Here is a 25,251-nt window from a genome sequence, read left to right on the forward strand (position 1 = left end):
GTCCAATAAGAAACAAACACAGTTGCAAATAAGATTTGGCGATCCTATCTAGGTTTCAAGCATTCCTCGGATGGGAGACCGAACCATGATCGACGTCAGACCTTTCAACACCCTCGGCGGCGCCAACCACGGCTGGCTGAACGCCAAGCACCATTTCTCGTTCGCCAACTACTATGATCCCAAGCGGATGGGCTGGGGCCGCCTGCGCGTCTGGAACGATGATGAAATCGGCGCCCGGTCAGGCTTTCCGCCTCACCCGCACGCCGACATGGAGATCATCACCTACGTCCGCACCGGGGCCATCACCCATGAGGACTCCATGGGCAACATGGGCCGCACCGGCGCGGGCGACGTTCAGGTGATGAGCGCGGGTACAGGCGTGCGTCACTCCGAGTTCAATCTCGAGAACGAGACGACCACCCTCTTCCAGATCTGGATCGAGACCGACAAACCGGGCGCTCAACCGTCCTGGGGCCAGCGTGAGTTTCCCAAGAACGATCGCTCAGGCCGCTTCACCGTCGTCGCCTCGGGCGATCCGTCGGACGAAGCCCTGCCGATCAACGCCGACGCCAAGATCCTGGCCGCCACGCTGAAGGCGGGCGAAAGCCTTTCCTATGACCTGGCCGCCGGTCGCCGCGCCTATCTGGTCCCCGCCGTGGGGCAAGTCGAGGTCAACGGGACCACGCTGAACGCTCGCGACGGCGCCGGCATCGTCGACGAGTCGACCATTACCATCATGGCCAAGCAGGATGCCGAACTGGTCATGGTCGACAGCCTGTAAGACTACCCTGATAGAAAGATCACAGGGGGCGTTCGAAAGAGCGCCCCCTTTCTTTTGCGCGCTGACAGAAGGCAGGCGGCGCGGCAGACTGTCGTCATGATCCAGCGCCTTACCGCCCTCGCCTTCTGTCTGTCCGGCGCCTTGATGCTTCAGGGCTGTGTCGCAGGCGCCGTCGTCGGCGCAGGAGCCGCCGTCGTCGGCGGCGCGGCCAAGGTGACGGGCGCCGCCGTCGGCGCAGGTTTCGACGCGGTCACCACCTCGGACGAGGAAACAAAGGCCAAGCGCGAGCGTGAACAACGCGAACATGAACGCGAACAGCGCCGCTGCGAACAACGGCAGCGGCAGGGCAAGGACTGCTAAGTCCCCTTCTCTTCAAGGCGTTTCGCCGACACTCCATTGAATCTCTTTTCGCCACCTGCTAACCGCCCCGGCTCGCAGAAGGAGATTTATGCGCAGAGCCCACAATCAAGCCCGCCCACGCGGGATTTTTCCTGCGCCTGATCCGGCGCAGTCTCTGTTTGCATATCTATCTGCGGAAAATACATGTCACACATGGACACGATCATTCGTGCCTATAGCCCGTCGACCGACACGGCCTCGTTGTCGGACATCTGGCTGCAAGCCTCGATCCTCGCGCACGCCTTCATTGGCGAGGATCGCCTTCTCGAACAGCAGGGCCTGATCGAGAGCCAATACCTGCCCAGCGCGGAAACCTGGGTCGCTTGCCGTGGAGGTCAGCCGGTCGGCTTCATCAGCCTGCTCGACAGCTTCATCGGCGGCCTTTTTGTCGCCCCCGACCAGCAGGGCCACGGGATCGGCCGCGCACTGGTCGCGTACGCCCTTTCACTGAAAGGGACGCTGATGTTGGAAGTCTATACGGACAATGATCAGGCGATGCGCTTCTACGAAGCCCTCGGCTTCCGCGAGCAATCGCGGCGAGCGACGGACGATTCAGGCCTGCCGTTCGAAAACGCCCAGATGCTTCTGGCGGCCTAAGACCATCCCGGCAGGGCGGTTCGCCGCCCTGCCCTCGCCCTACCGCACCCCGATATACTTGTGCGTCTGAACGCTGAGCCGCCATTGCGGGTGGGTCAGACAATATTCGATGGCGGCGGCGGTGTTGGCGGCCTGGTCGGGGCCGTCCATGGGCTGCAGCCAGAAATGCTGGAAGTCGAGGCTCTCGAACCGATCCGGCATAGCCAGGGACTGCGGATAGACCAGCTTCAGCTCCTGTCCTGAGGTCTGAACCACGGGGGCGTCGGCCTTGGGGCTAATGCAGATCCAGTCGATTCCCTCGGGCGCGACCAAGGTGCCGTTGGATTCGATCGCGATCTCGAACCCGCGCGCATGCAGGGCGTCGATCAGCGGCGTATCCAGTTGCATCAGCGGCTCGCCGCCCGTGCAGACCACCAGCTTCGGATCGCCTTCGCGACCGCGCCACATCCCTGCGACATGGTCAGCCATCAGGTCGGCCGTCTTGAACTTGCCGCCGCCGTCGCCGTTCACCCCGACGAAATCCGTATCGCAGAAGGTGCAGATCGCCGTTGCACGGTCCCGCTCCAACCCGCTCCACAGATTGCATCCGGCAAAGCGCAGGAAGATCGCGGGGCGGCCCGCCTGTCCGCCCTCGCCCTGCACCGTCAGGAAGACTTCCTTGGCCGAATAGGTCATGCGGCCGTCCATTGCGCATAGCCCGCCGCGCGCAGTTCGCAGGCCGGACAGGCCCCGCAGCCATAACCCCAGACATGGCGATGCGTCCGGTCGCCCATATAGCAGGTATGGCTGAACTCGATGATGGCCTCGACCAGGGCCCGGCCGCCGATCTGATCCGCCAACTCCCAGGTCTGGGCCTTGGTCAGGAACATCAGCGGCGTCTCGACCGGCACGGACTTGTCCAGGGCCAGGGACAGGGCGCGGGCCGTGGCCTGGATCGTGTCGTGGCGACAGTCGGGGTAGCCGGAATAGTCGGTCTCGCACATGCCGCCGATCAGGACTTCCAGCCCGCGCCTGTCGGCCAGGGCCGCCGCCGCGACCAGGAAGATCAGATTGCGCCCCGGCACGAAGGTGTTCGGCAGGCCGCGCGCGTCCGCCTCGATGGCGCGCTCGGTCGTCATCGCCGTCTCGCCGATGGCGCCGAAGCCTGTCAGATCGACCACATGATCGTCACCCAGACGATCGGCCCATTGAGGCAGGGCTTTAACCAGTTCCTCGCGAACAGACTGGCGCGCCTGCATCTCGACCGCATGACGCTGGCCGTAATCGAAACCGACGGTCTCCACCCGATCGAAACGCTCCAGCGCCCAGGCCAGGCAGGTGGCGCTGTCCTGCCCGCCAGAAAAGAGAACAAGAGCTGTTTTTTCAGAGTGTTGCACGATTGCGTTCATGACAAGCCTGCGGTCGGCCCGCAGGCCGCGCGCATTCGAAAAAAGGAACCAGGGTCGGATAGATGGGACGTCGCCCCCTATACGCCAGAGCGACGGGCTCGGCAAAGGACGCGAGATTGACAATAAACAAGGCGGCTTAACCCTTCTGCAAAAGATTCTCTGAGATTGTAAAAGAACCTCAGTAGGAGCCGGCCGAATGCCGACGATTGAAGTGCTGACTGACCGCGTGGAGCCGGTGGCGAAAACCGCCATGACCGGCGACATTCTCGCGCGGTTCCAGCGCGAACCGGACACCTTGGTGATACCGGTCGTCGACGGCGATCGCCCTATGGGCCTGATTGAGCGCGGAGACTTCCTGCTGAAGCTGGCCGGCCCGCTGGGTCAGAGCCTGTACGGAGCCCGCGAGGTCGTCCATGTGATGGACCCCGAACCGGCCGTGATCGAATCTGGCGTTCGGGTGGACGCCTTTTCCTCCATCATCCTGAAGAGCGGTCCCGGCGCCTTGATGCGCGGCTTCATCGTCACGCATGGCGGAGCCTATCGCGGCGTCGGCACGGCTGTGGCGCTGCTGCGCGCCATCAATGAAGACCAGCGTCACGAGAACCAGCGCCTGGTCGAGCAGCTCCGCTCCTCCGACGCGGCCGAGCGCGCGCTCCAGACTGCGGCGCGGGACAAAAGCCGCTTCATGAGCCTGCTGAACCGCGAACTCAGCACCTCGATGAACGGGGTGCTGGCCGTGGCCGAGCTGCTGCATCGCCAGCCGCTGAACGAGGCCGCCAAGGCCCATGCCCGGACCATAATGGATTCCGCCGAGGACATGCTGGACAGCCTGCGCGACGCCCTCGACCTGGCGCGCGCCGAGGCGGGCGAACTGCAGATCAGCGCAACCGCCACCCCTCTGCGCACCCTTATGGACGAGTTGCAGAGCCATTGGTCGCCGCGCGCGGCTCAGGACGGCGTCACCCTGATGGTCGGCTATGAAGGCGACACGGAACTGGCGGCCATGGTCGACGCAGACCGCCTGCGCCAAGTGTTCAACAACCTGATCGGCAACGCCCTGAGCTTTGCCCGCCACGGCATGGTCGAGGCCAGCCTCAAGGCCCACGCCTATGGCGACCGCGTGCAGATCGAGGCTCGCATCCGCGATGACGGTCCCGCTGACGAAAGCCGCACCAGCGGCCTGCTAAATCCCTCGGCGCCAGACGCCGGACTGGGCCTGGCGATCAGCCGACGCCTGATCGAATGCATGGACGGTCGCATCTGGGCCGAGAACAATACCGGGCGCGGCGCCACCTTCGCCTTCGACCTGTCGGCGCCGATCGCCTTCATCGAGCGTGACGAACCGACCAACGTCGCCGATCTGGATAGCCTTCACCTTCAGGCGCGGCCGCATGTGCTGATCGCAGACGACAACGCCACCAACCGCGTGGTGGCCCAGGCCCTGTGCGAGATGTTCGGCTGCACCTCCGAGACCGTCGAAGATGGTCAGGAAGCGGTCGAAGCCGTCCAGTCGCGCCCCTTCGACCTGATCCTGATGGATATCAAGATGCCGCGTCTCGACGGCGTCGGCGCGACACGCGCCATTCGCGCCCTCGACGGCCCTCAGCGCGACATTCCGATCATCGCCCTGACCGCCAATGCCGACCCGGACGACGCCAAGGCCTATCTGGCCGCCGGCATGGCGGCCGTGGTGGAGAAGCCCATCAAGCCGGAACGCCTGCGCCTAGCCATGAACACCGCGCTGGAACCGGCGAACGCCGCCCCTGCGCGGGCGCGAGACGTCGCCTGAAGGCGATCAAGCCATCGCCGGCTCGCCCAGCGTTTCTTCATCGTCCTCGTCATAGCCGACAAGACGCAGGGCGCGCGCCTTCACTCCCTTCAACTCCGCCCAGCGCAGCAGGCCTTCCTCGCGCCCGTGCGTGATCCAGATTTCTTCCGGCACCAGCTCTTCAAAGGTCTGGATCAGTTCGGGCCAGTCCGCATGATCCGAAATGACCAGGGGCAGCTCCACGCCCCTTTGACGCGCTCGCGCCTTCACGCCCATCCACCCTGAGGCGAAGGCGGTCACCGGATCAGCGAACCGGCGCGCCCAGCGGTCTTGAATGGCCGAAGGCGGCGCAATCACCACCTCGCCGCCCAAGGCCCCAGCCTTCAGCCCCGTGGCGGGAGCCAGCGATCCCAGGTCGATCCCTTCGTTCTGATAAAGGCGGTTCAGACGCTCAAGCGCGCCGTGAACATGAATGGTCCGGTCCCAGCCCGCCTCGCGTAGCAGGCGGATCACCCGCTGCGCCTTGCCCAAGGCGTAGGCCCCGACCAGGTGGGCGCGCTCAGGAAACTGCGCCAGAGAATGAACCAGGCGCGCGATCTCCTCCTCGTCCGACGGATGAACAAAGACCGGCAGACCGAACGTCGCTTCCGAGATGAACACATGACAGCGAACCGGCTCGAACGGCAGGCAGGTCGGATCGCGTCGCCGTTTATAGTCGCCGGACACCACCATGGTCAGGCCGTCTCGCTCGATGACGGCCTGAGCCGAGCCCAGCACATGCCCCGCGGGCGCAAAGCGCACCGCCACGCCGTTGACCTGCGTCGTTTCTCCGTAAGCGGCGGGCTGCGTCCGTCCGGCGAAGTCAGGTCCGTATCGTTCAGCCATGATGGCCAGGGTCTCAGGCGTCGCCAGTACGGAGCCATGCCCCGGCCGCGCATGATCAGAATGGCCGTGCGTGATCACCGCCCGATCCACCGGACGCACGGGATCCACATAGAAATCGCCAATCGGGCAGTAGAGACCGGCTGGCGTGGGCCTCAGAAGATCTTGAGGTCGGATCATCAATCTATCCGCTCGCTGGACAAGGACGCCCCTGACGGGCGACCAAGACGAGACGCAACACAGGACGCCTCGATGACGGATTCGTTCCTAGAGACTCTATTGCCGCAACTCGCATCCGGCGCGGCGCACACCCACGCCCTGGGCTTCGCTTTCGAAGGCCTGGACGGAGATTGCGTCCGCATTCGCGTTCCCTATCGGGATGATCTGATCGGCGATCCCGAGACCGGCGTCCTGGCCGGCGGCCTCGTCACCACCCTGCTGGACCACGTCGGCGGTCTGGCCGTCTGGGTGGGGCTGGGAACGTTTCGGCCCGTGGCGACGCTTGATCTTCGCGTCGACTATATGCGCGCCGCCGCGCCCGGTCGCGATCTGCTGGCCGAAGCGCGGTGCTATCGCCTGACGCGCAATCTCGCCTTCGTGCGCGCCTGGGCCTTCGAAGATGATCCGACCGATCCCGTCGCCGCCGCCCAGTCCGCCTATATGGTCAGCGCGGAAGGCGATCACCGCCCCGGCGCAAACCTGAAATCCAGGACCGTCGCATGACCGCCTCCCTGCTCGACAGCCTGCCCTACGCCCGCTTCCTGGGCCTTCAAACTCAGATGAACGGCGACGAGATCACCGTCGTCATGCCGTTCGCCGACAAATTGATCGGCAACCCAATGCTGCCGGCTCTGCACGGCGGCTCAACCGCGGCCCTGCTGGAGATGACGGCCATGGCCCAGGTCTCTCTCACCTATCCAAGATTGCGATTGCCGCGCCCGATCAACGTCACCGTGGCCTATCTTCGTTCGGGTCGCCCGATCGGCGTCTACGCACGCGCCAGAATCAACAAGGCCGGACGCCGCGTCGCCCATGTGGTCGCCGAAGCGTGGCAGGACGCCCGGCAAGACCCGATAGCCTCTCTTACCGCCCACTTCCTGCTGGATCCCGAAAGTGAAGGCGCGTGACGAGCGGCGGTGCGGCAACGTCAATTGTAAATTTTGTAAAGAAAGCCCTGTTCAAATTAGTTAATACGCGTTAACTTTTTCTCGTTGTTCTTTTCAACGAGGGGTTAAGTCATGGATCGCAACGAAGTCATCGCCGGTGTCGCCGGCGAACTGCACGCCACCGAAAAAGCGCTGGATGACGCCATCGCCCACGCCGCGACCCTGGTTCAGACCATGATCGGCGCACGTGCGGCTCTGTCGCTCTCGGCCGTCGCCGCAGCAGGCTCCCAGACCAAGGCCATGGAAGCCATCGCCGCTCTCAGCACCGCTCGTGAAGCCCTGATCGCGTGCCACGCCGAACTCGAGAAGGACCATCGTCGTCTCGGCTACGGCACCTACGCCCTGGGTCCGCTCGACAAGCCCAATGAATGGGATAGCCGCCCCATGGGCAGCCAAGAGCGCCACCTGCGCGTGGCGTGAATTCGGCGTAATATTACGTATCAGCTATCCGGCTTCAAACTAGCTTGGTGTAGCTTGGCCCCCATCGTTTTAGAGGCGATGGGGGCCTTTCGTTGTTTGAGTTTATCGCAGGCTACATAGGCGCGGCAAGCGTCCTGATCGTGTGCTTTTTTGCGCTGACGAAGGGAGGCCATCCAGAACGGATAGGCGCGATCGTCGTTCTATGCGGGTGGTTCCTTTCGATATTGGCTCAACGCTATTTGGGTTATGTCGCCACCCAATGGCCGGTACTGCTGATCGACCTGATCGCCTTGGCGGCTTTTGTGGCTCTAGCTTGGAAAGCTCCCAGAACTTGGCCCGTGTGGGCCAGCGCTTTCCAACTCTTGTCCGTCGCCAGCCATGTCATGGTTCTCATGAAATTGCGGCCTGAAATTTCCGCCTTCTACACAGTCGTCAACATGGCGGGATACGGCATCATCATCGCCTTGGGCGTTGGAACCTTTTTCGCCTGGCAAGAGCGTCGTGCGGCAGGCGTAGAAATTTCATAGGTAGATATTCCTATTTCGTCCAAGTAGACTGACGGCTCGAGTTTCTTGGAACGTGCGCCATTGCCCTTGTCCCACGCCCAAATTTGGAAGGCTATCGACGCTCTGGCGCGACGAGAGGGCGTTTCGGCTTCGGGTCTGGCGCGACGCGCTGGCTTGGACGCCACCAGCTTTAATCCCTCCAAGCGGCTAGGGCCCGGCCAGCCTCCTCGCCCCCGCTGGCCTTCGACGGAAAGCCTGATGCGCGTGCTTCAGGCGAGCGGTCTAAGTCTGGGCGAGTTCGCCGCACTTGCGGATGACGCCGCGCCGCACCCTCGCGCCATACCGCTTCTGGGCCTCGCTCGCGCGGGAGACGAGGGCTTCTTCGACGATGCCGGCCTGCCTATGGCGGAAGGCTGGGATCAGACCGAACTGCCTGCCCACAAAGACAGTCTGTTCAGTCTGACTATCGACGGCGACTCCATGGAGCCGGTATATCGGCCAGGCGACCGGGTCATCGTCGACCTAGACGCTACCGAGGTCCGGCGCGGCGACCGGGTGGTGGTTCGCACGGCGGACGGCGAGACCCTGGCCAAGGAAATCGCCGCCTTGAATGGTCGCGAAGTCGTTCTGACTTCGGTCAATCCGCACTATGAGCCGCGCATCCTGCCGCGCGACCAGATACGGTGGATGGCCCGCATCCTGTGGGTCAGCCAATAACAGCAGAAGGCCGCCCCTTTCGGGACGGCCCTCGCATTCGATCGACGCGGGGGAGAAATCCGCCGATCAGTTCGGCGCCACGTAGCGAGCGTTGACCCAGCCGCCGCCGGCGATCTGCACCCACTCGCCCTGCGAGCCCGTGGCCGTGAAGGGCTGACCGGCCGACAGACTGCCGGCTTGGCGATATTGCGTGCCGGGGCCCGAACGGATGCGCAGGTTGGATGTGGCGCGGTACATGTTGGCGTTAGACTGGGCCGCAGCGCGCGTGCGCTGCTGGTTGCAGCCGATATAGGATCCGGCCGCAGCGCCAGCGCCCGCGCCGACCACGGCGCCCAGGGCGCGCTCATTCTTCGACACCTGGCTGCCAGCCAGACCGCCCAGCACGGCGCCGATTGCGGCGCCCGCCTGCTGACGGCCGCCCGGCGCGTCGCAGTTGGTGATTCCGTTGGACTGAGGCATGGCGCTGGCGGTCATGGGCGCAGCGGCGGCGGCCAGCGCGGTGAACATGGCGGTGGCGGCCAAACCCGCCTTGAAGGTCTTCGACATATGGCTCTCCTGTCATCGAGTTGTCGATGGAGTGAGAATGCCTTGCCTAAGCTGAAGGCTCCCCCAGCCTTGTCGTTATGTGCCGTTCATCTTTCTTGTCGGACGCAGAGCCGCCTGACGCTCCGGCCCCGCCCCAGTTCGTATGAAAAAACAGATATTGTTCATTTCCTCCCCCATACGGGGGATGGGCAGAGGCCGCATTGTCGTGCGCTATGGCATCCATGGGCGCACTTGGAAAAGCAGACGTGGCTCTGGATGTGCTGTGGCGCAGCCTTTACGGCCAGCCGCTGCCGATCTCCGGCTCTGCTGAGCTCGCCCTGCAGGTCATTATGGAATGTGAGCGAAAATCATGGTCCCCAGCACCCGCCGACGCCATCGCCGATCAATCTGGCTGCCGTCCCCGTTTGAGAGTCTGCTCTTGATGCTGGCTCTAGCCTCCCTGGTCGGGGCCGTCTTCGTCGCCTGATCAGATCCAGAACGAAGACGGGCCGCTGATGAGATCAGCGGCCCGAAACTTTCAATCCCTACCCCTCGACCAAGCCGCCTGCAGCGCCCTTCTCAAGCAGTTCGATTGTCTGGGACAGGCCGTAGATGGCCGCGAACGAACCGAAACGCGGCCCCTGCGAGGCGCCCAAAAGCACTTCATACAGCGCCTGGAACCAAGCCCGCAGCGGCTCGAACTCGTGCGCCTTGCCCACGGCGTAAACCTCGCCCTGGATGATCTCTCCGTCGGTGGCGTCGGCCGGCAGGGTCTTCAAACGTTCCGCCAGATCCAGCAGGGCCGCCTTCTCCTTGTCGTCGGGCAGACGATAGGTCTTCGAGGGCTTCACGAAGTCCTCGTAGTAGTTCAGCGCATAGCCCATCAACCGGTCCAGAACCGGCTCATTCTCGGGCGTGGCGTCCGGCAGGTATTTGGCGAAATAGGCCCACAACTGTTCCTTGGTCGAGGCGTTGGCCACGCCCACCAGGTTCAGCAGCAGGGCGAAGGACACCGGCGAGACCCTCTCGGGCGGAGTCCCTGAGTGGATATGCCAGACGGCGTTGTCGATCTGCTTGGCCGGTTCCTGCGTCTTGTACTGCTCGATGAAGGACAGATAATCGTCCGTCGCGCGCGGAATGACGTTGAAGTGCAGGCTCTTGGCCGACTTCGGCGACTGGAACATGTACCAGCTCAGGCTCTCGGGCGTGCCGTAGCGCAGCCACTCCTCCATCGTCAGGCCATTGCCCTTGGACTTGGAGATCTTCTTGCCTTCGACATCGAGGAAGAGCTCGTAGTTGAAGCCTTCCGGCGGCGTGCCGCCCAGGGCGCGACAGATCTTGCCGCTCTCGCGCACACTCTCGATCAAGTCCTTGCCCGACATCTCGTAGTCGACGTCCAGCGCGGTCCAACGCATAGCCCAGTCGGGCTTCCACTGCAGCTTCACATGGCCGCCGGTGACGGGAACCTCGGTGCGGCCGCCGGCCGGGTCGTCGAAAACGATAGTCCCGCGCTCGACGTTGCGCTCCAGCGTCGGCACCTGGAGCACATGGCCGGTGATCGGGCTGATCGGCAGAAAGGGCGAATAGGTGGCGCGGCGCTCCTCGCCGAGGGTCGGCAGCATGATGCCCATGACCTTGTCGAAGCGTTCCAGCAGGGTCAGCAGGGTCGCGTCGAACCGGCCCGACCGATAGGTCTCGGTCGAGGACATGAACTCGTAGTCGAAGCCGAAGCTGTCGAGGAAGGCGCGCAGGCGAGCGTTGTTGTGCGCGCCGAAGCTGTCATGCGTGCCGAACGGGTCGCGCACCTTGGTCAGCGGCAGATGCAGGTCTTCGCGCAGCATCTCGGGGTTCGGCACGCCCTCCGGCACCTTGCGCAGGCCGTCCATATCGTCCGAGAAAGCGATCAAGCGCGTGCGCCAGTGGTCGCCGGTCAGGGCGCGAAACGCGTTGCGCACCATGGTCGTGCGCGCAACTTCGCCGAAGGTGCCCATGTGCGGCAGGCCGGACGGGCCGTAACCCGTCTCCAGGATCACCGGCCGGTTCAGCGCTTCAAACGTGGCCAGAGCCTCGTCCGTCTTGCCCGCGTCGATCAGCAGCTTGGCCGCATCGCGCTCCGCATCCGACAGCCGTTTCTTGAGCACGTGGGCCAGCAGATTGCGCGCTTGCTCAAACGGCCACGAACGGGCCTCACGGGACAGGGTTTCGAGGTTCTGTAGCATGCACCGGGCTTTGACGCCTTGAGCGCGCGAGGTCAACTTTTGATGACTCTCCCTGTCGCCCTGACCGCGCATCCAATATCAGGAGGTAATGAGCCCCGATTACCGCCTTGTCGCCCGCACGCCCGTCATCGACGACTACCGTCGCCTCAGGGCCATCTCAGGTCTGACCCCGCGTAGCGCAGAAGCAGCGGCCGCCGGCCTGCCTAACACTGTCTTCGCCGTGGTGATCGAGAACCAGTCGGGCGAAGTCGTCGGCATGGGACGGGTTATCGGCGACAAAGGGCTGTTCTTCCAGATCGTCGACATCGCCGTCGATCCCGTCCACCAGGGACGCGGTCTGGGCAAGGCGATCATGAAGGCTCTGGTCGAACACCTGCGCGCCGCCGTGCCCGCAGAGGCCTACATCAGCCTGATCGCCGACGGAGAGGCTCATCGCCTCTATGCCCAATACGGCTTTCAGCCCACGGCGCCCGCCTCAATCGGCATGGCGTTATTCCTGCGCCCGAACGACGCCTAGAGCCGCGCTTCAGCGTTTCTCGGCAGTTGCATCTGGTTCTCGAAGCTCATGGCCAGATCGCCGTCCTGATTGGTGACGGTCGTCTTGGTGCGCACGACGCCGCGATCGGGCTGGCTCTTGGACGGGCGGATCTCGATGATTTCGCGGCGCACGGTCAGGGTGTCGCCGGGGCGCACAGGCCGCACCCACCACAGGGCGTCGACATTCATGCCCAGCAGCGGCGTCTGGCCGAAATAGGCTTCGTCCACGAACTGCCGCATCACGCGCGAACAGACGTGCCAGCCGCTGGCGATCAAGCCGCCAAACCGCCCGGCCTCGGCCGCCGCCTTGTCGATATGCATGGGCTGGGGGTCGAACTCCGTCGCGAAGGCGATGATCTCGGCCTCGGTCATGGTGAAGGGTTCGCTGTCCCAGCTTTCGCCGACGGTCAGGTCGTCCAGATAGCGGTCGGTCATGCACTCAAACTCCCATAGGCTGCGTCTGACATAGCGGCTGGGGCGGTTTTCGCCAGTCGACTTTCCGCCGGGTCTCGCTTGACCACAAAGGCGGGGCGTGAGCATTCCCCGCCCATGCGGACATCCGATTTCGACTTCGACCTGCCCGAGGCGTGCATCGCCCTGCGCCCCGCCGACCCGCGCGACTCAGCCCGCCTTCTGGTCGTGAAGGGCGACGATCTTCAGGACCGGATCATCCGCGACCTGCCGGATTTTCTGCACCCGGGCGACGCCTTGGTCTTCAACGACACCCGCGTGATCCCGGCCCGTCTGTCAGGCGTGCGTCATCGCACCGGACCGGAAGGCGAGCTTCTGTCGGTCCCGGTCGAGGCCACCCTGCACCACCGCGACGCGCCCGATGTCTGGAGCGCCTTCATGAAGCCAGGCAAGCGGCTGAAGGTCGGCGACCGCGTCCGTTTCGGTCGCGAGGAAGACAACGCCTGCCTTCTGGGTCAGGTCGACGCCGAAATCACCGCCAAGAGCGAGGACGGCCTCGTCACCCTGCGTTTCGAGCTGACGGGTCCGGCGCTGGACGACGCCATCCGCGAGGTCGGGGTCATGCCCCTGCCCCCCTATATCGCAGCCAAGCGGGCCGAGGACGATCGGGATCTGAAGGATTATCAGACCGTCTTCGCCGAGCATGACGGCTCGGTCGCGGCGCCCACGGCGGGTCTGCACTTCACCCCGGCCCTGCTGGACGCCATCCGCGCGAGGGGCGTGACGACCCACGCAGTGACCCTACACGTCGGGGCGGGCACCTTCCTGCCGGTCAAGGCGGACGACACGGCCGATCACAAGATGCACTCCGAGTGGGGCGAGGTCTCTGCCGAGACCGCCGCCGCCCTGAACGCCGTGCGCGCGGCGGGCGGGCGCATCGTCTGCGTCGGCACCACCTCGCTGCGCCTGCTGGAAAGCGCGACGGGTGAGGACGGCGTGATCCAACCCTTCCACGGCGACACGGCCATCTTCATCACGCCGGGCTATCGCTTCCGCGCCTGCGACGTGCTGATGACCAACTTCCACCTGCCGAAATCGACGCTGTTCATGCTGGTCAGCGCCTTCGCGGGGCTGGAGACGATGCGCGCCGCCTACGCCCACGCCATCGACAGCGGCTATCGCTTCTATTCTTATGGCGACGGAAGCCTGCTGTTCCGGGAAGACGCCCAATGAGCCACATCGACGACCTGCCCGAAAATCTGGCCGCGACCTTCGACATCCTGGCCTCAGCGGCGAGTGAGCTTCAGGATCCCTGGTGGGTGTTCGGCGGCGCCGGCATGGCCCTGTCGGGCCTGTCCGAGTGGCACGTGCCTGACGTCGACGTCATAACCAGTCCTCGCGACGCCCGGCGCCTGATCGAGGCCCTACACGGCGAAGCCATCGAAGACCCCGGCGAAGGCCTGTTCCGGTCGCAGGTGTTCGGCGAAATCCTGACCACTCCGGTTCCAGTCGAGGTCATGGCGATGATGGACGTCCGCGCAGGCGCGGACTGGACCCCGGTCATCTTCACCACGCGCCAGGGTGTCGAACTGAACGGGGGGACGATTTACATCCCCACCGTCTCCGAACAGATCGAGAAATGCCGCCTCTTCGGTCGTCCGAAAGACCTGCAACGCGCAGAGCGTCTCGAGACGCTGCTGCGCTGACTGGCGGTTGCAGAGCAGACGGCCTAAGACGCGCGTCCCTGCAAGGAACGCCCATGCCTTTTCCGTTTGAAATTTCCGCCACTGAAGGCCGCGCCCGTACCGGCGTGCTGAAGACCACGCGCGGCGACATTCGCACGCCCGCCTTCATGCCCGTCGGCACCGCCGCCACGGTCAAGGCGATGACGGTGGATCAGGTCAAGCAGACAGGAGCGGACATCCTGCTGGGCAACACCTATCACCTGATGCTGCGCCCTGGGCCCGAGCGAATGGAACGCCTCGGCGGGCTTCACAACTTCATGCGCTGGGACAAGCCGATCCTGACGGACTCCGGCGGTTTCCAGGTCATGAGCCTGTCGGGCATCTCCAAGCTGACCGAGGAGGCCGTGACCTTCTCCAGCCACATCGACGGATCCAAGCACGTCCTGACGCCGGAACGCTCGATCCAGATTCAGGCTGACCGCCTCGGCTCCGACATCGTCATGCAGTTGGACGAATGCGTCGCCTGGCCCGCTGAGGAAAAACGGGCGCGCGAGGGCATGGAGTTGTCGGCGCGTTGGGCCCAGCGCTCCAAGAACGCCTTCGGCACGCGCGACGCGCAGGCCCTGTTCGGTATCCAGCAGGGCTCGACCTATGAGAACCTGCGCCGCGAATCCTCGGAACGCCTGCAGGAGATCGGCTTCGACGGCTACGCCATCGGCGGTCTAGCCGTCGGTGAAGGCCACGACGCCATGTGCGAGGTGTTGGACTATGCGCCCGAGTTCCTGCCCAAGGACCGCCCTCGCTATCTGATGGGCGTCGGCAAGCCGATCGACCTGGTCGAGGCGGTCTATCGCGGCGTGGACATGTTCGACTGTGTCCTGCCCACGCGCGCCGGGCGGCACGGCCAGGCCTGGACCTGGGACGGCCCGCTAAATCTCAAGAACGCGCGCTTCGCCGAGGATCAGGATCCTCTGGACCCCGAAGTTCCCTGCCCGGCATCGCAAGATTATTCAAAGGCTTACCTGCACCACCTGATCCGCGCTGATGAGATTCTCGGCAAGATCCTGCTGAGCTGGCACAACATCGCCTTCTTCCAGGCCCTGACGGCCGCCATGCGCGCGGCCATCGCCGAGGGGCGCTTCGAGCAATTCCGTCGCGACTTCCGCGCGCGGCATCTGAAGGCCTAGCCTCTACGCGGAACGAAGCCCGCAGGAGCCGCCGGAGGCGCACAGTTCCGCTGCATTCCCACGCCCTTCAGGAAGGAGCGGCGACGCAGGCCCGCCTGAATGGCTGACTGAACGTGCTTGCTGTGCGCGTCGGCGCCGGTCAGACGGCGCACCCAGCTGCGAGCCGGAATGAAGTCCGTCACCGTGCCGCGCACGGCGTCCAGCGTCGCGCCCGCCGCCGCGTCAGCAGCGCGCTCGCTCATGAAGGTTCCATCGTCGATGGGCGCAGCGTCCGTATCCGGCCCCAGAGCCTCATCCAATCGCCCGATTTCGGCAGCGATCACCGAGCATCGCGTCATGTTGCGCAGGTCATACGGATTGGATTCCGCCTGCAGCAGAATGGTCGGGATTTCCTGACGTTTGAGGTTCAGATCCTCAAGCGGTGCGGTAACGGCGTCGCCTAATCCCGTGCCCACCTGATCCACGCCGTCTCGAGCGGAAGCGCCGGCGTTGCAACCGGCGAGCAACAAGGACACGGCGATGACGGTCAATGAAATCTGGCGCATGAGTTCGTTTAATCACGCCTCGCGCGTCAAAGCCAATCAGCCTCCCTCGACAGACATCAGGGCCGAAGCTGACCTAGGCTTGCGGCATTCCGTAGCCGGTCCGGCGGCCAACCTATAAACCTTCCTGCTCGCTGTCGTAGGCAAACCCCGCTGCCCGCTAGCGGGCACGCGCTGGTGAGGTTGCGCCGCCGCTCCAATACGCGAGAGACGGCGCAACCTCAGTGTCGTCAGAACCTGTAGCGCAGGCCCACGCCATAGGTCGCAGGCGCCCCGACCAGACGCGAGGCGCCGTTCTTTTCAGGGAAATACACCTCGTCGGTGATGTTGCGGCCATAGGCGTAGACCGCCCAGTCCGCCGCCGTCTGCAATTCCACACGGGCGTTCAGCAGGGTGTAGGCGTCCGCCGTATTGCCCGGCGCCGCGTTCAGGCGGTTGCTCTCCTCGCCGTGGTGCGAGACCGACAGGCGGCTGTCCACGCGCCAGCCGTTGTCCAGCACCAGGCCATGGTTCAGCGAAACCGTCGCCGTCACGTCCGGCGCGCCCGGCAGGGGGTCGCCGACGGTCGACAGCACCTCGGCCACGCGCGCCGAGCTGAACGAGATGATCTCCGTGTCCAGGAAGGCGGCGGCGACGTCCAGGTCCAGGCTCTGGTTCGCGCTTTCGAACAGCACGGCGTTGAGCGCGAACTCGATCCCCTTGCTCTCGGCCTCGCCGACGTTGGCGCGGCCGTTGGTGTCGTTGGCCAGCCGGGTCGTCGCCTGAAGCTCCTTAAACTCATAGGAGAAGACATCCACCGACAGGCGAAGACGGTTCGTCGTCCAGCGCAGCCCAGCCTCATAGGCGGTGACGGTCTCGGAATCGAACGGCAGGGTCTCGGCCTGGGTGAAGATGGAGGTGCCGTCGAAGCCGCCGCCGCGATAGCCGGTCCCCGCCGAGACGAAGACGTTCAGGTTCGGCGTGAAGGCGTACTTGGCCGTGACCCGGCCCGAGACATTGTCATCCTCGAAGGCGCGGTCCCAGATGAAGGGGTTGGTCGTGGCGAAGGTCTTGGTGAAGGTCGAGATGCCCCACGGGTCCAGGTCGTCGTTGCGCCCGCTGAAGGTCGCCTCGTCGCGGGTGTAGCGCAGGCCGCCCGACAGGGTCAGCTTGTCGGTCAGATCATAGTCGACCTGGCCGAAGACGGCGAAGCTGTTGCGCGTCTGACTGTGCAGGTTGTCGTACTGGGTCCGGGCCGTATAGCTGGTCCAGTGGGTGTCGAAGTCGATGTCGTCCGAGACGTAGAAGGCGCCCACGATCCAGTCGAGGCGGCCGCCCGTGTCGTCGCTCAGGCGCATCTCCAGCGAGGTCTGGCTCAGCGTTTCATCCGCATCGAAGCGCGAGGCCGGATAGGGCGAGCCGTCGCCGTTGCCCTGCACCGAGCGGGTCGTGCCCTGGACATTGCCGATCACCGCCAGGTTCAGGTTTTCGCTCAGGCGGTGCTGCAACGCCGCCGACACGCCATAGATGTCGATGCTGTGGGTCGGATACTCCGACGAATAGAACTCGTACGGGTCGTCGTTCTCGCCCGCGTTGGCGATGTTGCTGTCCAGCGCCGCCGAGATGCGGTCGTACTGGCGCGTGTCGCCCCGGTCGCGGCTGCCGAACAGTTTCACGGTCAGGTTGGTGTCCGGCGTGAAGTCAAAGGCGACCGTGGCCCGGCCGGCGAACAGATCCTTGTCGCCGAAACCTTCACGGCGGCCCGGATCGACGATGGGCGGAACCTGGGTCTGGGTCACGCCGGCGATGACCGGCTGGAAGCCCGCCAGGTCGCCCGCGCCCGCCCCGGTCATGAAGCCGCCGCCCTGCTCGGCCAGCACGGCCAGCCGCACGCCGACCGTGTCGCTCAGGGGACCGCCGACGGCCCCCTCCATCGCCAGATAGTCATAGCTGCCGAACTCGAGACGGCCCGAACCTTCGACCGCCTCGCCCGGCCCCTTTGTGATGGCGTTGATGACGCCCGCCGTGGTGTTGCGGCCGTACAGGGTGCCTTGCGGTCCTTTCAGGATCTCGACCCGGTCCAGGTCGAACAGCGGCATGCCCAGATAGGCGTTCGAGGTCTGATAGACGCCGTCGACGTGCAGGGCGACCGAGGGATTGCCGTTGGGCTTGTAATCGTCGGCCCCGCCAATGCCCCGGATGCTGATCATGCCGTAGTTGGCGCCGCCGAAGGCATAGTTCACCGACACGCCCGGAACCTCGTCCACCAGGTCAGTCACGCTGTCGATGCCGCGACGAAGGGCGTCTTCGCCGTTCAGCATGGTGACGGCCAGCGGCACGTCCTGGATGCGCTGGGCGCGCTTCTGGGCCGTGACGATCACGTCCTCGATCGCGGTGACGCCATCGGATCCGAGATCGGCATGAGCGACTGCAACAGAAAAGGTGCGCGCGCCGACTGGCGTCACGGTCAGGCCCGTGCCTTCCACCATGCGGCGCAGCGCCTCGGCGGGCGCCAGGACGCCGACCACGCGATTGGCGCGGCGACCGCGCACGGCTTCCGGCGCGAACAGCACCTGCACGTCGGCGGTGCGCGCCAGCGTCGTCAGCGCCTCTTCCATCGACTGGCTTTCGATGGCGAAGGAGACGGCCGCGCCGCCGCTCGGCGGCTGGGCCAGAGCCGGCGTCGCCGCTGCGACCGCAGCGACGGCTGAGCAGGCCAGCAGCATGCGCTTGAAGGCGCCGGCGCGCGGCTTGGAAATGAACATGGTAGCCCCTGAGATCTGGTCCGCCGCTCGTTGGCGGCTCCCCCTCAGAAACGGAAGCGCCCCTGCAGACCCCCACCCCGTCGCGGAAATTTCATCAAAGCGCAGCCGTTTCGTCAGACGTTTTTTCGGGCGATCCGATGCGCCAGTCGCCGTCCGTCGTGCGCCGCACCGACAGGCCGAAGCCGCGCGCCAGAGCCAGGGCGAACTCCTGTCCGCCGTCATAGCGGAACGAGCCTGAGATGCGGATCTCCCCCGCCGCCGCATCCGTCAGCGTCAGCCGCTCCGCCGAATAGCGATTGAAGCGTTCGACCACCTCGCGCAGCGGACGGTCGCGCACGACCAGACGCCCCATCCGCCAGGCCGTCTCGGCCTCGACGTCTGCCGGCGCGGCCCGCAGTTCGTCGCCGCGCGCCAGCCCGCCCTGCCCCGCCGTCAGGATCAGAGGCTCGCCAGCGCCGCCCCTTTGAACCACCCTCAGCCGTCCCTGTTCGACCAGCGCCTCCGGCCCTCGGTCTGCATGGGTCGCCTGGAAGCGCCCCTGCGCGGTCGCCATCAAGCGATCGCCGACGCGCAGGACGAAGGGCTCGGCGTCAGGCTGAATGTGGAAATAGGCCTGACCGGCCTCCAGCACCGCCGCGCGACGTTCGGCGCCGTAATCGAGGCGCAGTCGAGAAGACGGCGCCAACGTCACCTCCGACCCGTCCGGCAAGGGCGCGGTCAGTCGCTGCCCCGCCTCGGTCGCGATCAGCGCCCGCGCCGGTGACGACGCCGTCATCACCCACAGCCCGCCGCAGGACGCCGCAATGGCCCCGCCGGTCAGACCGAGCAGAGCCCGCCGCCGCGTCGCGCCTCGATCGGCACGCCCCAGCGCCGCCGCCCTTAGGGCCAACACCTCGGGCTGCCCCGCCTCAAGCTCCAGCATCCCCCACGCCTGCTGGCAGGCGCGATAGTCGCGGATATGGCCGGGATCTTCATCCAACCACCGCCGGAAGGCGATCTCGTCCTGTGGACCGGGCGTATCGCCGCCGTTCATTCGCGCGAACCAGAAGGCGGCCGGATCGACCGCTTCCTCGTCGTTTGATTGGGGGTGAACCGGAAACATCAGCGATCCCCCTCGACCAGGTCGACCCTCAGCGCGGACATGGCTCGCACCATGTGCTTCTCGACTGCGCTGACCGAAATGCCCAGACGCCGGGCGATCTGCGGATAGGTCAGGTTCTCGAAGCGACGCAGGATCACCACGGCCCGCGCACGCGGCGGCAAGGCGTCCAGCGCCGCCAGCATCCGTTTCAAACGCTGCCTCCCCGCGATGATCTGTTCCGCGTCAGGCGCGTCATACTCGGCCACGGCGTCGTTGATCTCGACATGCAGGCCTCGCCCCCGCGACTGCTCATAGCGCCCCCGATCCCGCGCGATGTTTGCTGCCGCCTCGAAGACATAGCCGTCGACGTTCTGCAGGCTCATCAGGTCCGCGCGGCGCATCAGCCGCAGGAACAGATCCTGAACCATCTCCTCCGCATCCGCCGACGATTTCGAACGCCGCAGAAAGAAATGCGTCAACGGCGCCCGCAACCGCCGCGTGAGCGCCGCGAATCCCTCGTCGCGCGTCAGGACGGACGTCGCGTCGTCCATGTCGAAGGGCTGGCTTGGCTGTCGTTTCACCGCGCGCCCAATGACGCCGCATCGTCACCGCCTCATGTCGGTCGCACGACATTTCCGTATCAGCGCATCCCCGATGCGCTCAGGCGCGTCATCGCAGCCAAAGCGTCACACAGCCTCGCTAAGGGCGGCTGCATATCGGTTTCAGGATGACGCATATGACGATGTTCAAACACCTGGGCGCGGCGGTCGCCTTCAGCGCGGCGCTGCTGGGCGCGGCGGTTCCGGCCTGGGCCGAGGTCTTCACCATCGCCGTCGTCTCCGACACCCAGAACTACGCCGACGTCACCCTGCCCCAACCGCGCGGCGCCGACACCTTCGACCAGCAGATGCGCTATCTGGTCGAGACCTGCCAGGACAAGAACCTGGCCTTCGTCACCTTCGTCGGCGACATCGTCCAGCACGGCGACGGCCAGTTCCGACGCGCCATCCCCGACGCCGAGGGCGAGTATCAGATCTTCGACACGCGCGAGGAATGGGACATCGCCAACCGCGCCGTCTCGATCCTGACCGACAGCGGCCTGCCGTTCGGCATGGTTCCCGGCAACCACGACTACGACAACTATTCATGGCGCGGCTACGACGGCGCCTCCGAACCGCTGGCGGGCGGCCGCGCCTGGAACTTCTACTTCGGCCCCCAGTCGCGCCACTTCACGGATAAGGCCTGGTACGGCGGCGCCTCAACGAACGGCCTGAACAGCTTCCAGACCTTCACGGCCGGCGGCCTGTCCTTCCTGCACCTGTCGCTGGAGATGCAGCCGCCCCAGATCGCGCTGGACTGGGCCCAGGGCGTGATCGACGCCCATCCCGACACGCCCGTCATCGTCACCACCCATGAATGGCTGAGGCCTGACGTGCAGGAACGCTCCAACGGCTACGACAGTTATTTCGCGGGCGCTGACAACCTGCCGCCCGATCAGGTCTGGGACCGTTTCATCCGCAAGAACGCGATGATCTTCCTGGTCCTGAGCGGCCACAACTACACCCGCCCGATCGAAGGCGTGTCCAACGGCGAGAACCTGCGCATCGACCACAACGACGCCGGTCGTCCCGTCTATCAGCTGATCCAGGACTATCAGGGAAACACCGTCGGCCCGGACGGTCAGGCCGGTTCGGCCAACGGCGGCGCGGGCTGGCTGCGTTTCATGGCCTTCGACACCGAGGCTCGCACCATCCGCTTCTATACCTATTCGACCCTGCTGGGTCGGTATGCCGGTCGCGACGGCGAAGCGACCTTCGGCGTCACGCCCGAACGATCCGAGTTCGTGCTGCCCTTCCCGCCCCAACTTCAGGATTGAGTCCGCGACGCGGTCCGCCGTTTTTCGTCGCAGGCCTGCCCGAGAAGGCGATCAGGCCTCGACACGACCGTTTCAGGCGGCCATGCACGCTGCGATGACGATGATCGCTTCATCACGCTCGCTCGAGGCCGACCGCGTCGTCGCCGCGGCCATGACCCTGGTCACGGAGGTCGGCCTGGGCGGCCTGACCATGCGCGACCTGGCCCAGGCCGTCGGCAAGAGCACGACCGTCATCGTCAATCTGTTCGGCGCCAAGGCGGGGCTGATCGAAGCCATCGCCTTCAGGGCGTTCGAGCAGGATGAGGCCTACCACGAGGCCTTCTTCGCCGCCGTCGACAACCTGGCCCTCAGCCGCGACAGCCTGCTGGCCCTGACCGCCCGCTATCTGCGAGAGCGAGCGGCGCCGTCGGCCGACTTCGCCCGAGTATGGGAAGAACTGCTGGTCAGCCCCGACCCGGCGGCCTTCCTGCCCCCCCTCCTGCGACGCTGGGATCTAATGCGGCGCGACGCCTGGACGGCCTTCCTGTCGCGTCGCCCCGGCCTGGAAGCGTTCGGCGAGGCGATCTCCACCTACCTGATCATCGAGCAGTTTTACGTCGGCGCCCTGGGTGGTCGCTCGGACTATGAGGCGATTGCGGCCGAGGGGTTGGGCGGCCTGATCGATCGGGCCTTCGGCCGCCCCGACGATCCGGCCTCGGCGACCGAAAGCTATGTCGACCGCATGGTGATCCCCAAGGCGCCGGGCGACGGACTGGAACCCGATTCCATCAAGCGGCGTCTGCTGGACGTCGCCGCAGACCAGATCCTGAGCGGAAGCGTCGGGATCGTCACCAACCGCTCGGTCAGTACGGAGGTCGGCACTTCGACCTCCACCATCGCCTACCATTGGGCGGATATGCGGCGGTTCGTGATCGACGCCGTTTGGCACGCGGTCTTCCGCGAGATGCCCCGCTACCTCGACTACCGACATCCGCTGGGCGCCGGTCCTCCGGATATGCAGCGGTGGGGCGAGATGATGGCCCTTACCCTGGAGACGCCTGCGGGCGGCGAGCGCGGCTTCTACGTAAAGTACGCCCGTCTGATCGCCCAGGTCTGCCTGCAGGCGCGTCGTGATCCGTCCTTCCAGGAACTGGCGATGATCCTGCGCGGGCCCGAAGGCGGCGGCAACTACACCAACCGCGGCGAACTCTGGCCGCCTCAGTTCGACCTGACGCGCCGCGCCGCCACCCGTTTCGCCTTATGGATCAAGGGCGCGGCCATCATGGCGGCGGCGACGGGTGATGCGCCGGACGCCGCGCGCCTGCAAGCCGTCGCCAAGACCTTGGTCACCCAGCGCGACTGAATCGAACAATCGTTCCTTATTCGGAACAGTCATCGACAGGCAGCGCGACAGCAACACTTCAAATAAGCTTCACCAAAGCATCACGACCATCTCCTACAGCGGAAATGTTGTCGAACAGTTGTTTTTTAGGCCGGTCGCACGGCGTGAAAACTACGGCTGCTCGCGACATTCCCCAACTTTCCAGCCTGAGCGACTGGATCGCCCGCGCTGCCCGATGGATCGACACATGAACCGTCTTCTTTTCGGCGCCTCGAGCGCCGCCCTGCTCCTTGCGGCGGCCGCGCCCGCGGCGGCCGAGGTCGCGACCGAACCTCAGGCCACCTCCGTTCAGGACATCATCGTCACCGCGCAGCGCCGCGAGGAATCCGCGCAGAAGGTCGGCCTGGCCCTGACGGTCGTGTCGGGCGAAGACCTGGACAAGCGCAACATCCAGACGGTCAACGACCTGGAAAACGCCGTCCCCAGCATGGAGGTCGACAGCCAGCTGGGCGGCGGCCAGCCCCAGTTCCGCATCCGCGGCGTCGGCCTGACGGACTACGCCGCCAACAACACCTCGACGGTCGGCGTCTATATCGACGAAGTCGCCTATCCCTATGGCGTGATGACCCAGGGCCAGTTGTTCGACATCGCCCGCATCGAGGTTCTGCGCGGGCCGCAGGGCACGCTGTACGGCCGCAACACCACCGGCGGCGCAGTCAGCGTCGTCACCGGAGCGCCGACGGACTATGTCGCGGCCGGCTTCAACGCCAGCTACGGCAGCTATGACGCCGCCAAGTTCGAGGGCTTTGTTTCGGGTCCGGTCGCCGGAACCCTGAGCGCCCGCCTGGCCGTCGCGGCCGAGACGGGCGGCGGCTGGCAATACCACCGCGACACGGGCGAAACCCTGGGCGACAAGGACACCAAGGCCCTGCGCCTGCGCCTGAACTGGCGCCCCAGCGACCTGACCGACCTCGACCTGAACGTCCACTACAGCCAGGACAAGTCGGACGGTCGGGGCCTGCGCCTGATCACCACCCCCTTCACCTCGGGCGGCGGCAAGGTCTATCCGATCGACACGGCCCACCGAATCACCGGCTGGGGCATCTCCCCCTATTTCGCCGAGTTGATCGGCGTCTCGCCCAACGCCAAGCCGTTCCGCGACAACGAGGGCAAGGGCGTCAGCCTGCGCCTGAACCACGACCTCGGCTGGGCCGCCCTGACCGCCGTCGCCGCCTATGAGTCCTTCGACCGCAAGGAGTTCAACGACTGGGACGCCACGGCCTCGAACGAAGCCGGCACCTACTTCTTCAACGACATCAAGACGATCTCGCAGGAAGTGCGCCTGGCCTCGAACGGCGACGGTCGTCTGCAATGGCTGGCCGGTCTCTACCACGCGACCGAGGACATCGACGGCGGCTTCTACTCCGACTTCTCGGAAGCGAAGAGCCTCCGCTTCTGGATGAGCACCACCTACGGCCAGAAGGTTCAGACGACAGGCGCCTTCGCCAATGTCGACTACCGCCTGACCGATCGCCTGACCCTGATCGGCGGCCTGCGCTACGAGGATGAGACCCGCGAGCTGAACGACTTCAAGACCGAGGTTCTGGCCCCGGTCCCACGCGTCAACGCCACCGCCTCCAAGTCCCAAAGCATGGGCGAATGGACCGGCAAGATCGGCGCTGAATACGCCTTCAGCGACAGCATCCTGGCCTACGCCAACGTCTCGCGCGGGGTGAAATCCGGCGGCTTCACCACCTACAACAGCGGCCTGCCCGATCAGTTGGAGCCCTTCAAGTTCGAGGAGCTGATCGCTTATGAGACCGGCGTGAAGGCCAGCCTGTTCGACAACCGCCTCCAGGCGAACGCGGCGATCTACTATTACGACTACCGCGACCAGCAGCTTCAGGGCGTGCTCTACACCCAGACGGGGCGCGTCGGCCGCATGATCAACGTGCCGAAGTCGCATATCCAGGGTGCCGAGCTGGAGCTGCGCTGGCAGCCCCTGGACAACCTGACCATCACCCAGGCGGTCGGCTACAAATACGGGGAATATGACGAGTTCTTCTTCGTCAACGCCTCGGCCACCGAAGCCGCCAAGGATCCGGTGACGGGCGAATACAACACCATCATCTACAGCGATCGCGCGGGCGAGCGCCTGCCCTTCCCGCGCTTCGACTACAAGGGCTCGATCGCCTATGAGCACCAGATCGGCGACTGGGGCGTCGAGGCGGAAACCAACTACGCCTACCGCAGCGAGAAGTTCAGCACCTCGTCCAACTCGGTCATCGGCGACTACTGGCTGATGAACGCCAACCTGACGTTCCGTCCGATGAACGGCAGCTACGCCTTCGGCTTCTTCGTCAACAACCTGACGAACGCCTATTCGGAAGAGTCGCGCAACCGCTTCATCTCGGCGTCCACCGGCTCGCCCAACGCCCCGCGCACCTGGGGCGCCCGCGTGAGCTATCGCTACTGATCCCTGCCTGCGAGGCTTCGGAC

Annotated in this window: 26 protein-coding genes; 16 read left to right on the plus strand and 10 right to left on the minus strand. The window is 65.3% G+C overall.

What is annotated here, in order from left to right:
- The first annotated feature begins 85 nt into the window (after positions 1-85).
- The 3 genes from B3D50_RS09190 to B3D50_RS09200 all read left to right on the plus strand — a co-directional run bounded on the left by B3D50_RS09190 (position 86) and on the right by B3D50_RS09200 (position 1,777).
- Positions 86-781, plus strand: coding sequence for a pirin family protein (locus B3D50_RS09190; protein ID WP_286950890.1), 696 nt, complete (start codon positions 86-88; stop codon positions 779-781).
- A gap of 96 nt (positions 782-877) precedes the next feature.
- A complete protein-coding gene (locus tag B3D50_RS09195; protein ID WP_286950891.1) occupies positions 878-1,141 on the plus strand; it encodes a hypothetical protein in 264 nt (87 codons plus the stop codon).
- 192 nt (positions 1,142-1,333) lie between these two features.
- Entirely contained in the window at positions 1,334-1,777 is a 444-nt protein-coding gene (locus B3D50_RS09200; protein ID WP_286950892.1) for a GNAT family N-acetyltransferase, read from the plus strand.
- Positions 1,778-1,816: 39 nt separating this feature from the next.
- On the opposite strand, the gene queE is transcribed toward B3D50_RS09200, so the two are convergent.
- Positions 1,817-2,452 carry a 7-carboxy-7-deazaguanine synthase gene (gene queE, locus B3D50_RS09205; protein WP_286950893.1) on the minus strand — a complete coding sequence of 212 codons (636 nt, stop codon included), beginning with the start codon at positions 2,450-2,452 and terminating at the stop codon, positions 1,817-1,819.
- Positions 2,449-3,156 carry a 7-cyano-7-deazaguanine synthase QueC gene (gene queC / locus B3D50_RS09210; RefSeq protein ID WP_409516084.1) on the minus strand — a complete coding sequence of 236 codons (708 nt, stop codon included), beginning with the start codon at positions 3,154-3,156 and terminating at the stop codon, positions 2,449-2,451. Before queC ends, queE begins: the two co-directional genes overlap by 4 nt.
- A 205-nt stretch (positions 3,157-3,361) precedes the next feature.
- On the opposite strand from queC, the gene B3D50_RS09215 reads away from it, so the two are divergent.
- Positions 3,362-4,954 (plus strand): response regulator, encoded by a 1,593-nt coding sequence (locus B3D50_RS09215; RefSeq protein WP_286950896.1) that lies wholly within the window; start codon positions 3,362-3,364, stop codon positions 4,952-4,954.
- Between the two features lie 6 nt (positions 4,955-4,960).
- On the opposite strand, the gene B3D50_RS09220 is transcribed toward B3D50_RS09215, so the two are convergent.
- Entirely contained in the window at positions 4,961-5,995 is a 1,035-nt protein-coding gene (locus B3D50_RS09220) for a ligase-associated DNA damage response exonuclease (protein ID WP_286950898.1), read from the minus strand.
- Positions 5,996-6,067: 72 nt separating this feature from the next.
- Between B3D50_RS09220 and B3D50_RS09225 the strand changes: the two genes are divergently transcribed.
- From B3D50_RS09225 to B3D50_RS09245, 5 genes are all read left to right on the plus strand, one after another.
- On the plus strand, positions 6,068-6,538 hold the full coding sequence (locus B3D50_RS09225) for a PaaI family thioesterase (RefSeq protein WP_286950899.1): 471 nt from the start codon (positions 6,068-6,070) through the stop codon (positions 6,536-6,538).
- Positions 6,535-6,942 carry a PaaI family thioesterase gene (locus B3D50_RS09230; RefSeq protein ID WP_286950900.1) on the plus strand — a complete coding sequence of 136 codons (408 nt, stop codon included), beginning with the start codon at positions 6,535-6,537 and terminating at the stop codon, positions 6,940-6,942. Before B3D50_RS09225 ends, B3D50_RS09230 begins: the two co-directional genes overlap by 4 nt.
- A 111-nt stretch (positions 6,943-7,053) precedes the next feature.
- Positions 7,054-7,401, plus strand: a complete 348-nt coding sequence (locus tag B3D50_RS09235; RefSeq protein ID WP_269297531.1) for a hypothetical protein — start codon at positions 7,054-7,056, stop codon at positions 7,399-7,401.
- A gap of 92 nt (positions 7,402-7,493) precedes the next feature.
- Complete coding sequence (locus B3D50_RS09240) at positions 7,494-7,928, plus strand: hypothetical protein (protein WP_269297533.1); 435 nt, start codon at positions 7,494-7,496, stop codon at positions 7,926-7,928.
- A 237-nt stretch (positions 7,929-8,165) separates the two neighbouring features.
- A complete protein-coding gene (locus B3D50_RS09245) occupies positions 8,166-8,624 on the plus strand; it encodes a S24 family peptidase (RefSeq protein ID WP_313413716.1) in 459 nt (152 codons plus the stop codon).
- Between the two features lie 66 nt (positions 8,625-8,690).
- On the opposite strand, the gene B3D50_RS09250 is transcribed toward B3D50_RS09245, so the two are convergent.
- Both B3D50_RS09250 and B3D50_RS09255 read right to left on the minus strand, forming a co-directional pair.
- Entirely contained in the window at positions 8,691-9,170 is a 480-nt protein-coding gene (locus B3D50_RS09250; protein ID WP_286950903.1) for an SH3 domain-containing protein, read from the minus strand.
- Between the two features lie 524 nt (positions 9,171-9,694).
- Complete coding sequence (locus tag B3D50_RS09255; RefSeq protein WP_286950905.1) at positions 9,695-11,368, minus strand: lysine--tRNA ligase; 1,674 nt, start codon at positions 11,366-11,368, stop codon at positions 9,695-9,697.
- An 88-nt stretch (positions 11,369-11,456) separates the two neighbouring features.
- Here B3D50_RS09255 and B3D50_RS09260 point away from each other — a divergent pair, with 88 nt between their 5' ends.
- On the plus strand, positions 11,457-11,885 hold the full coding sequence (locus tag B3D50_RS09260; RefSeq protein ID WP_003164767.1) for a GNAT family N-acetyltransferase: 429 nt from the start codon (positions 11,457-11,459) through the stop codon (positions 11,883-11,885).
- Here the strand turns inward: B3D50_RS09260 and B3D50_RS09265 are convergent.
- The gene (locus tag B3D50_RS09265) at positions 11,882-12,340 is read right to left on the minus strand and encodes a MaoC family dehydratase (RefSeq protein ID WP_003164766.1); all 459 of its coding nucleotides are present in this window, start codon (positions 12,338-12,340) and stop codon (positions 11,882-11,884) included. The genes B3D50_RS09260 and B3D50_RS09265 overlap by 4 nt on opposite strands.
- A 114-nt stretch (positions 12,341-12,454) precedes the next feature.
- On the opposite strand from B3D50_RS09265, the gene queA reads away from it, so the two are divergent.
- From queA to tgt, 3 genes are read left to right on the plus strand one after another with little or no spacing between them, the layout of a single operon-like run.
- On the plus strand, positions 12,455-13,549 hold the full coding sequence (queA, locus tag B3D50_RS09270) for a tRNA preQ1(34) S-adenosylmethionine ribosyltransferase-isomerase QueA (protein ID WP_286950906.1): 1,095 nt from the start codon (positions 12,455-12,457) through the stop codon (positions 13,547-13,549).
- Complete coding sequence (locus B3D50_RS09275; RefSeq protein WP_286950907.1) at positions 13,546-14,022, plus strand: hypothetical protein; 477 nt, start codon at positions 13,546-13,548, stop codon at positions 14,020-14,022. The genes queA and B3D50_RS09275 overlap by 4 nt, the downstream gene beginning before the upstream one ends.
- A gap of 53 nt (positions 14,023-14,075) precedes the next feature.
- A complete protein-coding gene (tgt, locus tag B3D50_RS09280; protein WP_286950908.1) occupies positions 14,076-15,188 on the plus strand; it encodes a tRNA guanosine(34) transglycosylase Tgt in 1,113 nt (370 codons plus the stop codon).
- Here the strand turns inward: tgt and B3D50_RS09285 are convergent.
- The 4 genes from B3D50_RS09285 to B3D50_RS09300 form a co-directional block, all read right to left on the minus strand.
- Positions 15,185-15,733: a hypothetical protein gene (locus B3D50_RS09285; protein WP_286950909.1), complete on the minus strand. Its 549-nt coding sequence runs from the start codon at positions 15,731-15,733 to the stop codon at positions 15,185-15,187. The two genes, tgt and B3D50_RS09285, sit on opposite strands and share 4 nt — an antisense overlap.
- A gap of 227 nt (positions 15,734-15,960) precedes the next feature.
- Positions 15,961-18,474: a TonB-dependent receptor domain-containing protein gene (locus B3D50_RS09290; RefSeq protein ID WP_286950910.1), complete on the minus strand. Its 2,514-nt coding sequence runs from the start codon at positions 18,472-18,474 to the stop codon at positions 15,961-15,963.
- A 94-nt stretch (positions 18,475-18,568) separates the two neighbouring features.
- Positions 18,569-19,576 (minus strand): FecR family protein, encoded by a 1,008-nt coding sequence (locus tag B3D50_RS09295; protein ID WP_286950911.1) that lies wholly within the window; start codon positions 19,574-19,576, stop codon positions 18,569-18,571.
- Positions 19,576-20,106: an RNA polymerase sigma factor gene (locus B3D50_RS09300; RefSeq protein WP_286950912.1), complete on the minus strand. Its 531-nt coding sequence runs from the start codon at positions 20,104-20,106 to the stop codon at positions 19,576-19,578. The genes B3D50_RS09295 and B3D50_RS09300 overlap by 1 nt, the downstream gene beginning before the upstream one ends.
- Positions 20,107-20,291: 185 nt before the next feature.
- On the opposite strand from B3D50_RS09300, the gene B3D50_RS09305 reads away from it, so the two are divergent.
- The 3 genes from B3D50_RS09305 (at position 20,292) to B3D50_RS09315 (ending at position 25,228) form a co-directional block, all read left to right on the plus strand.
- Complete coding sequence (locus B3D50_RS09305) at positions 20,292-21,431, plus strand: metallophosphoesterase (RefSeq protein ID WP_286950914.1); 1,140 nt, start codon at positions 20,292-20,294, stop codon at positions 21,429-21,431.
- A gap of 100 nt (positions 21,432-21,531) precedes the next feature.
- Complete coding sequence (locus tag B3D50_RS09310) at positions 21,532-22,773, plus strand: TetR/AcrR family transcriptional regulator (protein ID WP_286950915.1); 1,242 nt, start codon at positions 21,532-21,534, stop codon at positions 22,771-22,773.
- Positions 22,774-22,999: 226 nt separating this feature from the next.
- On the plus strand, positions 23,000-25,228 hold the full coding sequence (locus B3D50_RS09315) for a TonB-dependent receptor (RefSeq protein ID WP_286950916.1): 2,229 nt from the start codon (positions 23,000-23,002) through the stop codon (positions 25,226-25,228).
- Positions 25,229-25,251 lie beyond the last annotated feature (23 nt).

It is taken from the genome of Brevundimonas sp. UBA7507 (genome assembly GCF_002478355.1).
Lineage (GTDB): Bacteria > Pseudomonadota > Alphaproteobacteria > Caulobacterales > Caulobacteraceae > Brevundimonas > Brevundimonas diminuta_D.

Bases quoted from the DNA above. Each gene is read 5' to 3' on its own strand.
- B3D50_RS09190 (WP_286950890.1), top strand. From the start codon at position 86: ATGATCGACGTCAGACCTTTCAACACCCTCGGCGGCGCCAACCACGGC.
- B3D50_RS09195 (WP_286950891.1), top strand. From the start codon at position 878: ATGATCCAGCGCCTTACCGCCCTCGCCTTCTGTCTGTCCGGCGCCTTG.
- B3D50_RS09200 (WP_286950892.1), top strand. From the start codon at position 1,334: ATGGACACGATCATTCGTGCCTATAGCCCGTCGACCGACACGGCCTCG.
- queE (WP_286950893.1), bottom strand. From the start codon at position 2,452: ATGACCTATTCGGCCAAGGAAGTCTTCCTGACGGTGCAGGGCGAGGGC.
- B3D50_RS09215 (WP_286950896.1), top strand. From the start codon at position 3,362: ATGCCGACGATTGAAGTGCTGACTGACCGCGTGGAGCCGGTGGCGAAA.
- B3D50_RS09220 (WP_286950898.1), bottom strand. From the start codon at position 5,995: ATGATCCGACCTCAAGATCTTCTGAGGCCCACGCCAGCCGGTCTCTAC.
- B3D50_RS09225 (WP_286950899.1), top strand. From the start codon at position 6,068: ATGACGGATTCGTTCCTAGAGACTCTATTGCCGCAACTCGCATCCGGC.
- B3D50_RS09230 (WP_286950900.1), top strand. From the start codon at position 6,535: ATGACCGCCTCCCTGCTCGACAGCCTGCCCTACGCCCGCTTCCTGGGC.
- B3D50_RS09235 (WP_269297531.1), top strand. From the start codon at position 7,054: ATGGATCGCAACGAAGTCATCGCCGGTGTCGCCGGCGAACTGCACGCC.
- B3D50_RS09245 (WP_313413716.1), top strand. From the start codon at position 8,166: ATGCGCGTGCTTCAGGCGAGCGGTCTAAGTCTGGGCGAGTTCGCCGCA.
- B3D50_RS09250 (WP_286950903.1), bottom strand. From the start codon at position 9,170: ATGTCGAAGACCTTCAAGGCGGGTTTGGCCGCCACCGCCATGTTCACC.
- B3D50_RS09255 (WP_286950905.1), bottom strand. From the start codon at position 11,368: ATGCTACAGAACCTCGAAACCCTGTCCCGTGAGGCCCGTTCGTGGCCG.
- B3D50_RS09260 (WP_003164767.1), top strand. From the start codon at position 11,457: ATGAGCCCCGATTACCGCCTTGTCGCCCGCACGCCCGTCATCGACGAC.
- B3D50_RS09265 (WP_003164766.1), bottom strand. From the start codon at position 12,340: ATGACCGACCGCTATCTGGACGACCTGACCGTCGGCGAAAGCTGGGAC.
- queA (WP_286950906.1), top strand. From the start codon at position 12,455: ATGCGGACATCCGATTTCGACTTCGACCTGCCCGAGGCGTGCATCGCC.
- B3D50_RS09275 (WP_286950907.1), top strand. From the start codon at position 13,546: ATGAGCCACATCGACGACCTGCCCGAAAATCTGGCCGCGACCTTCGAC.
- tgt (WP_286950908.1), top strand. From the start codon at position 14,076: ATGCCTTTTCCGTTTGAAATTTCCGCCACTGAAGGCCGCGCCCGTACC.
- B3D50_RS09285 (WP_286950909.1), bottom strand. From the start codon at position 15,733: ATGCGCCAGATTTCATTGACCGTCATCGCCGTGTCCTTGTTGCTCGCC.
- B3D50_RS09290 (WP_286950910.1), bottom strand. From the start codon at position 18,474: ATGTTCATTTCCAAGCCGCGCGCCGGCGCCTTCAAGCGCATGCTGCTG.
- B3D50_RS09295 (WP_286950911.1), bottom strand. From the start codon at position 19,576: ATGTTTCCGGTTCACCCCCAATCAAACGACGAGGAAGCGGTCGATCCG.
- B3D50_RS09300 (WP_286950912.1), bottom strand. From the start codon at position 20,106: ATGGACGACGCGACGTCCGTCCTGACGCGCGACGAGGGATTCGCGGCG.
- B3D50_RS09305 (WP_286950914.1), top strand. From the start codon at position 20,292: ATGACGATGTTCAAACACCTGGGCGCGGCGGTCGCCTTCAGCGCGGCG.
- B3D50_RS09310 (WP_286950915.1), top strand. From the start codon at position 21,532: ATGATCGCTTCATCACGCTCGCTCGAGGCCGACCGCGTCGTCGCCGCG.
- B3D50_RS09315 (WP_286950916.1), top strand. From the start codon at position 23,000: ATGAACCGTCTTCTTTTCGGCGCCTCGAGCGCCGCCCTGCTCCTTGCG.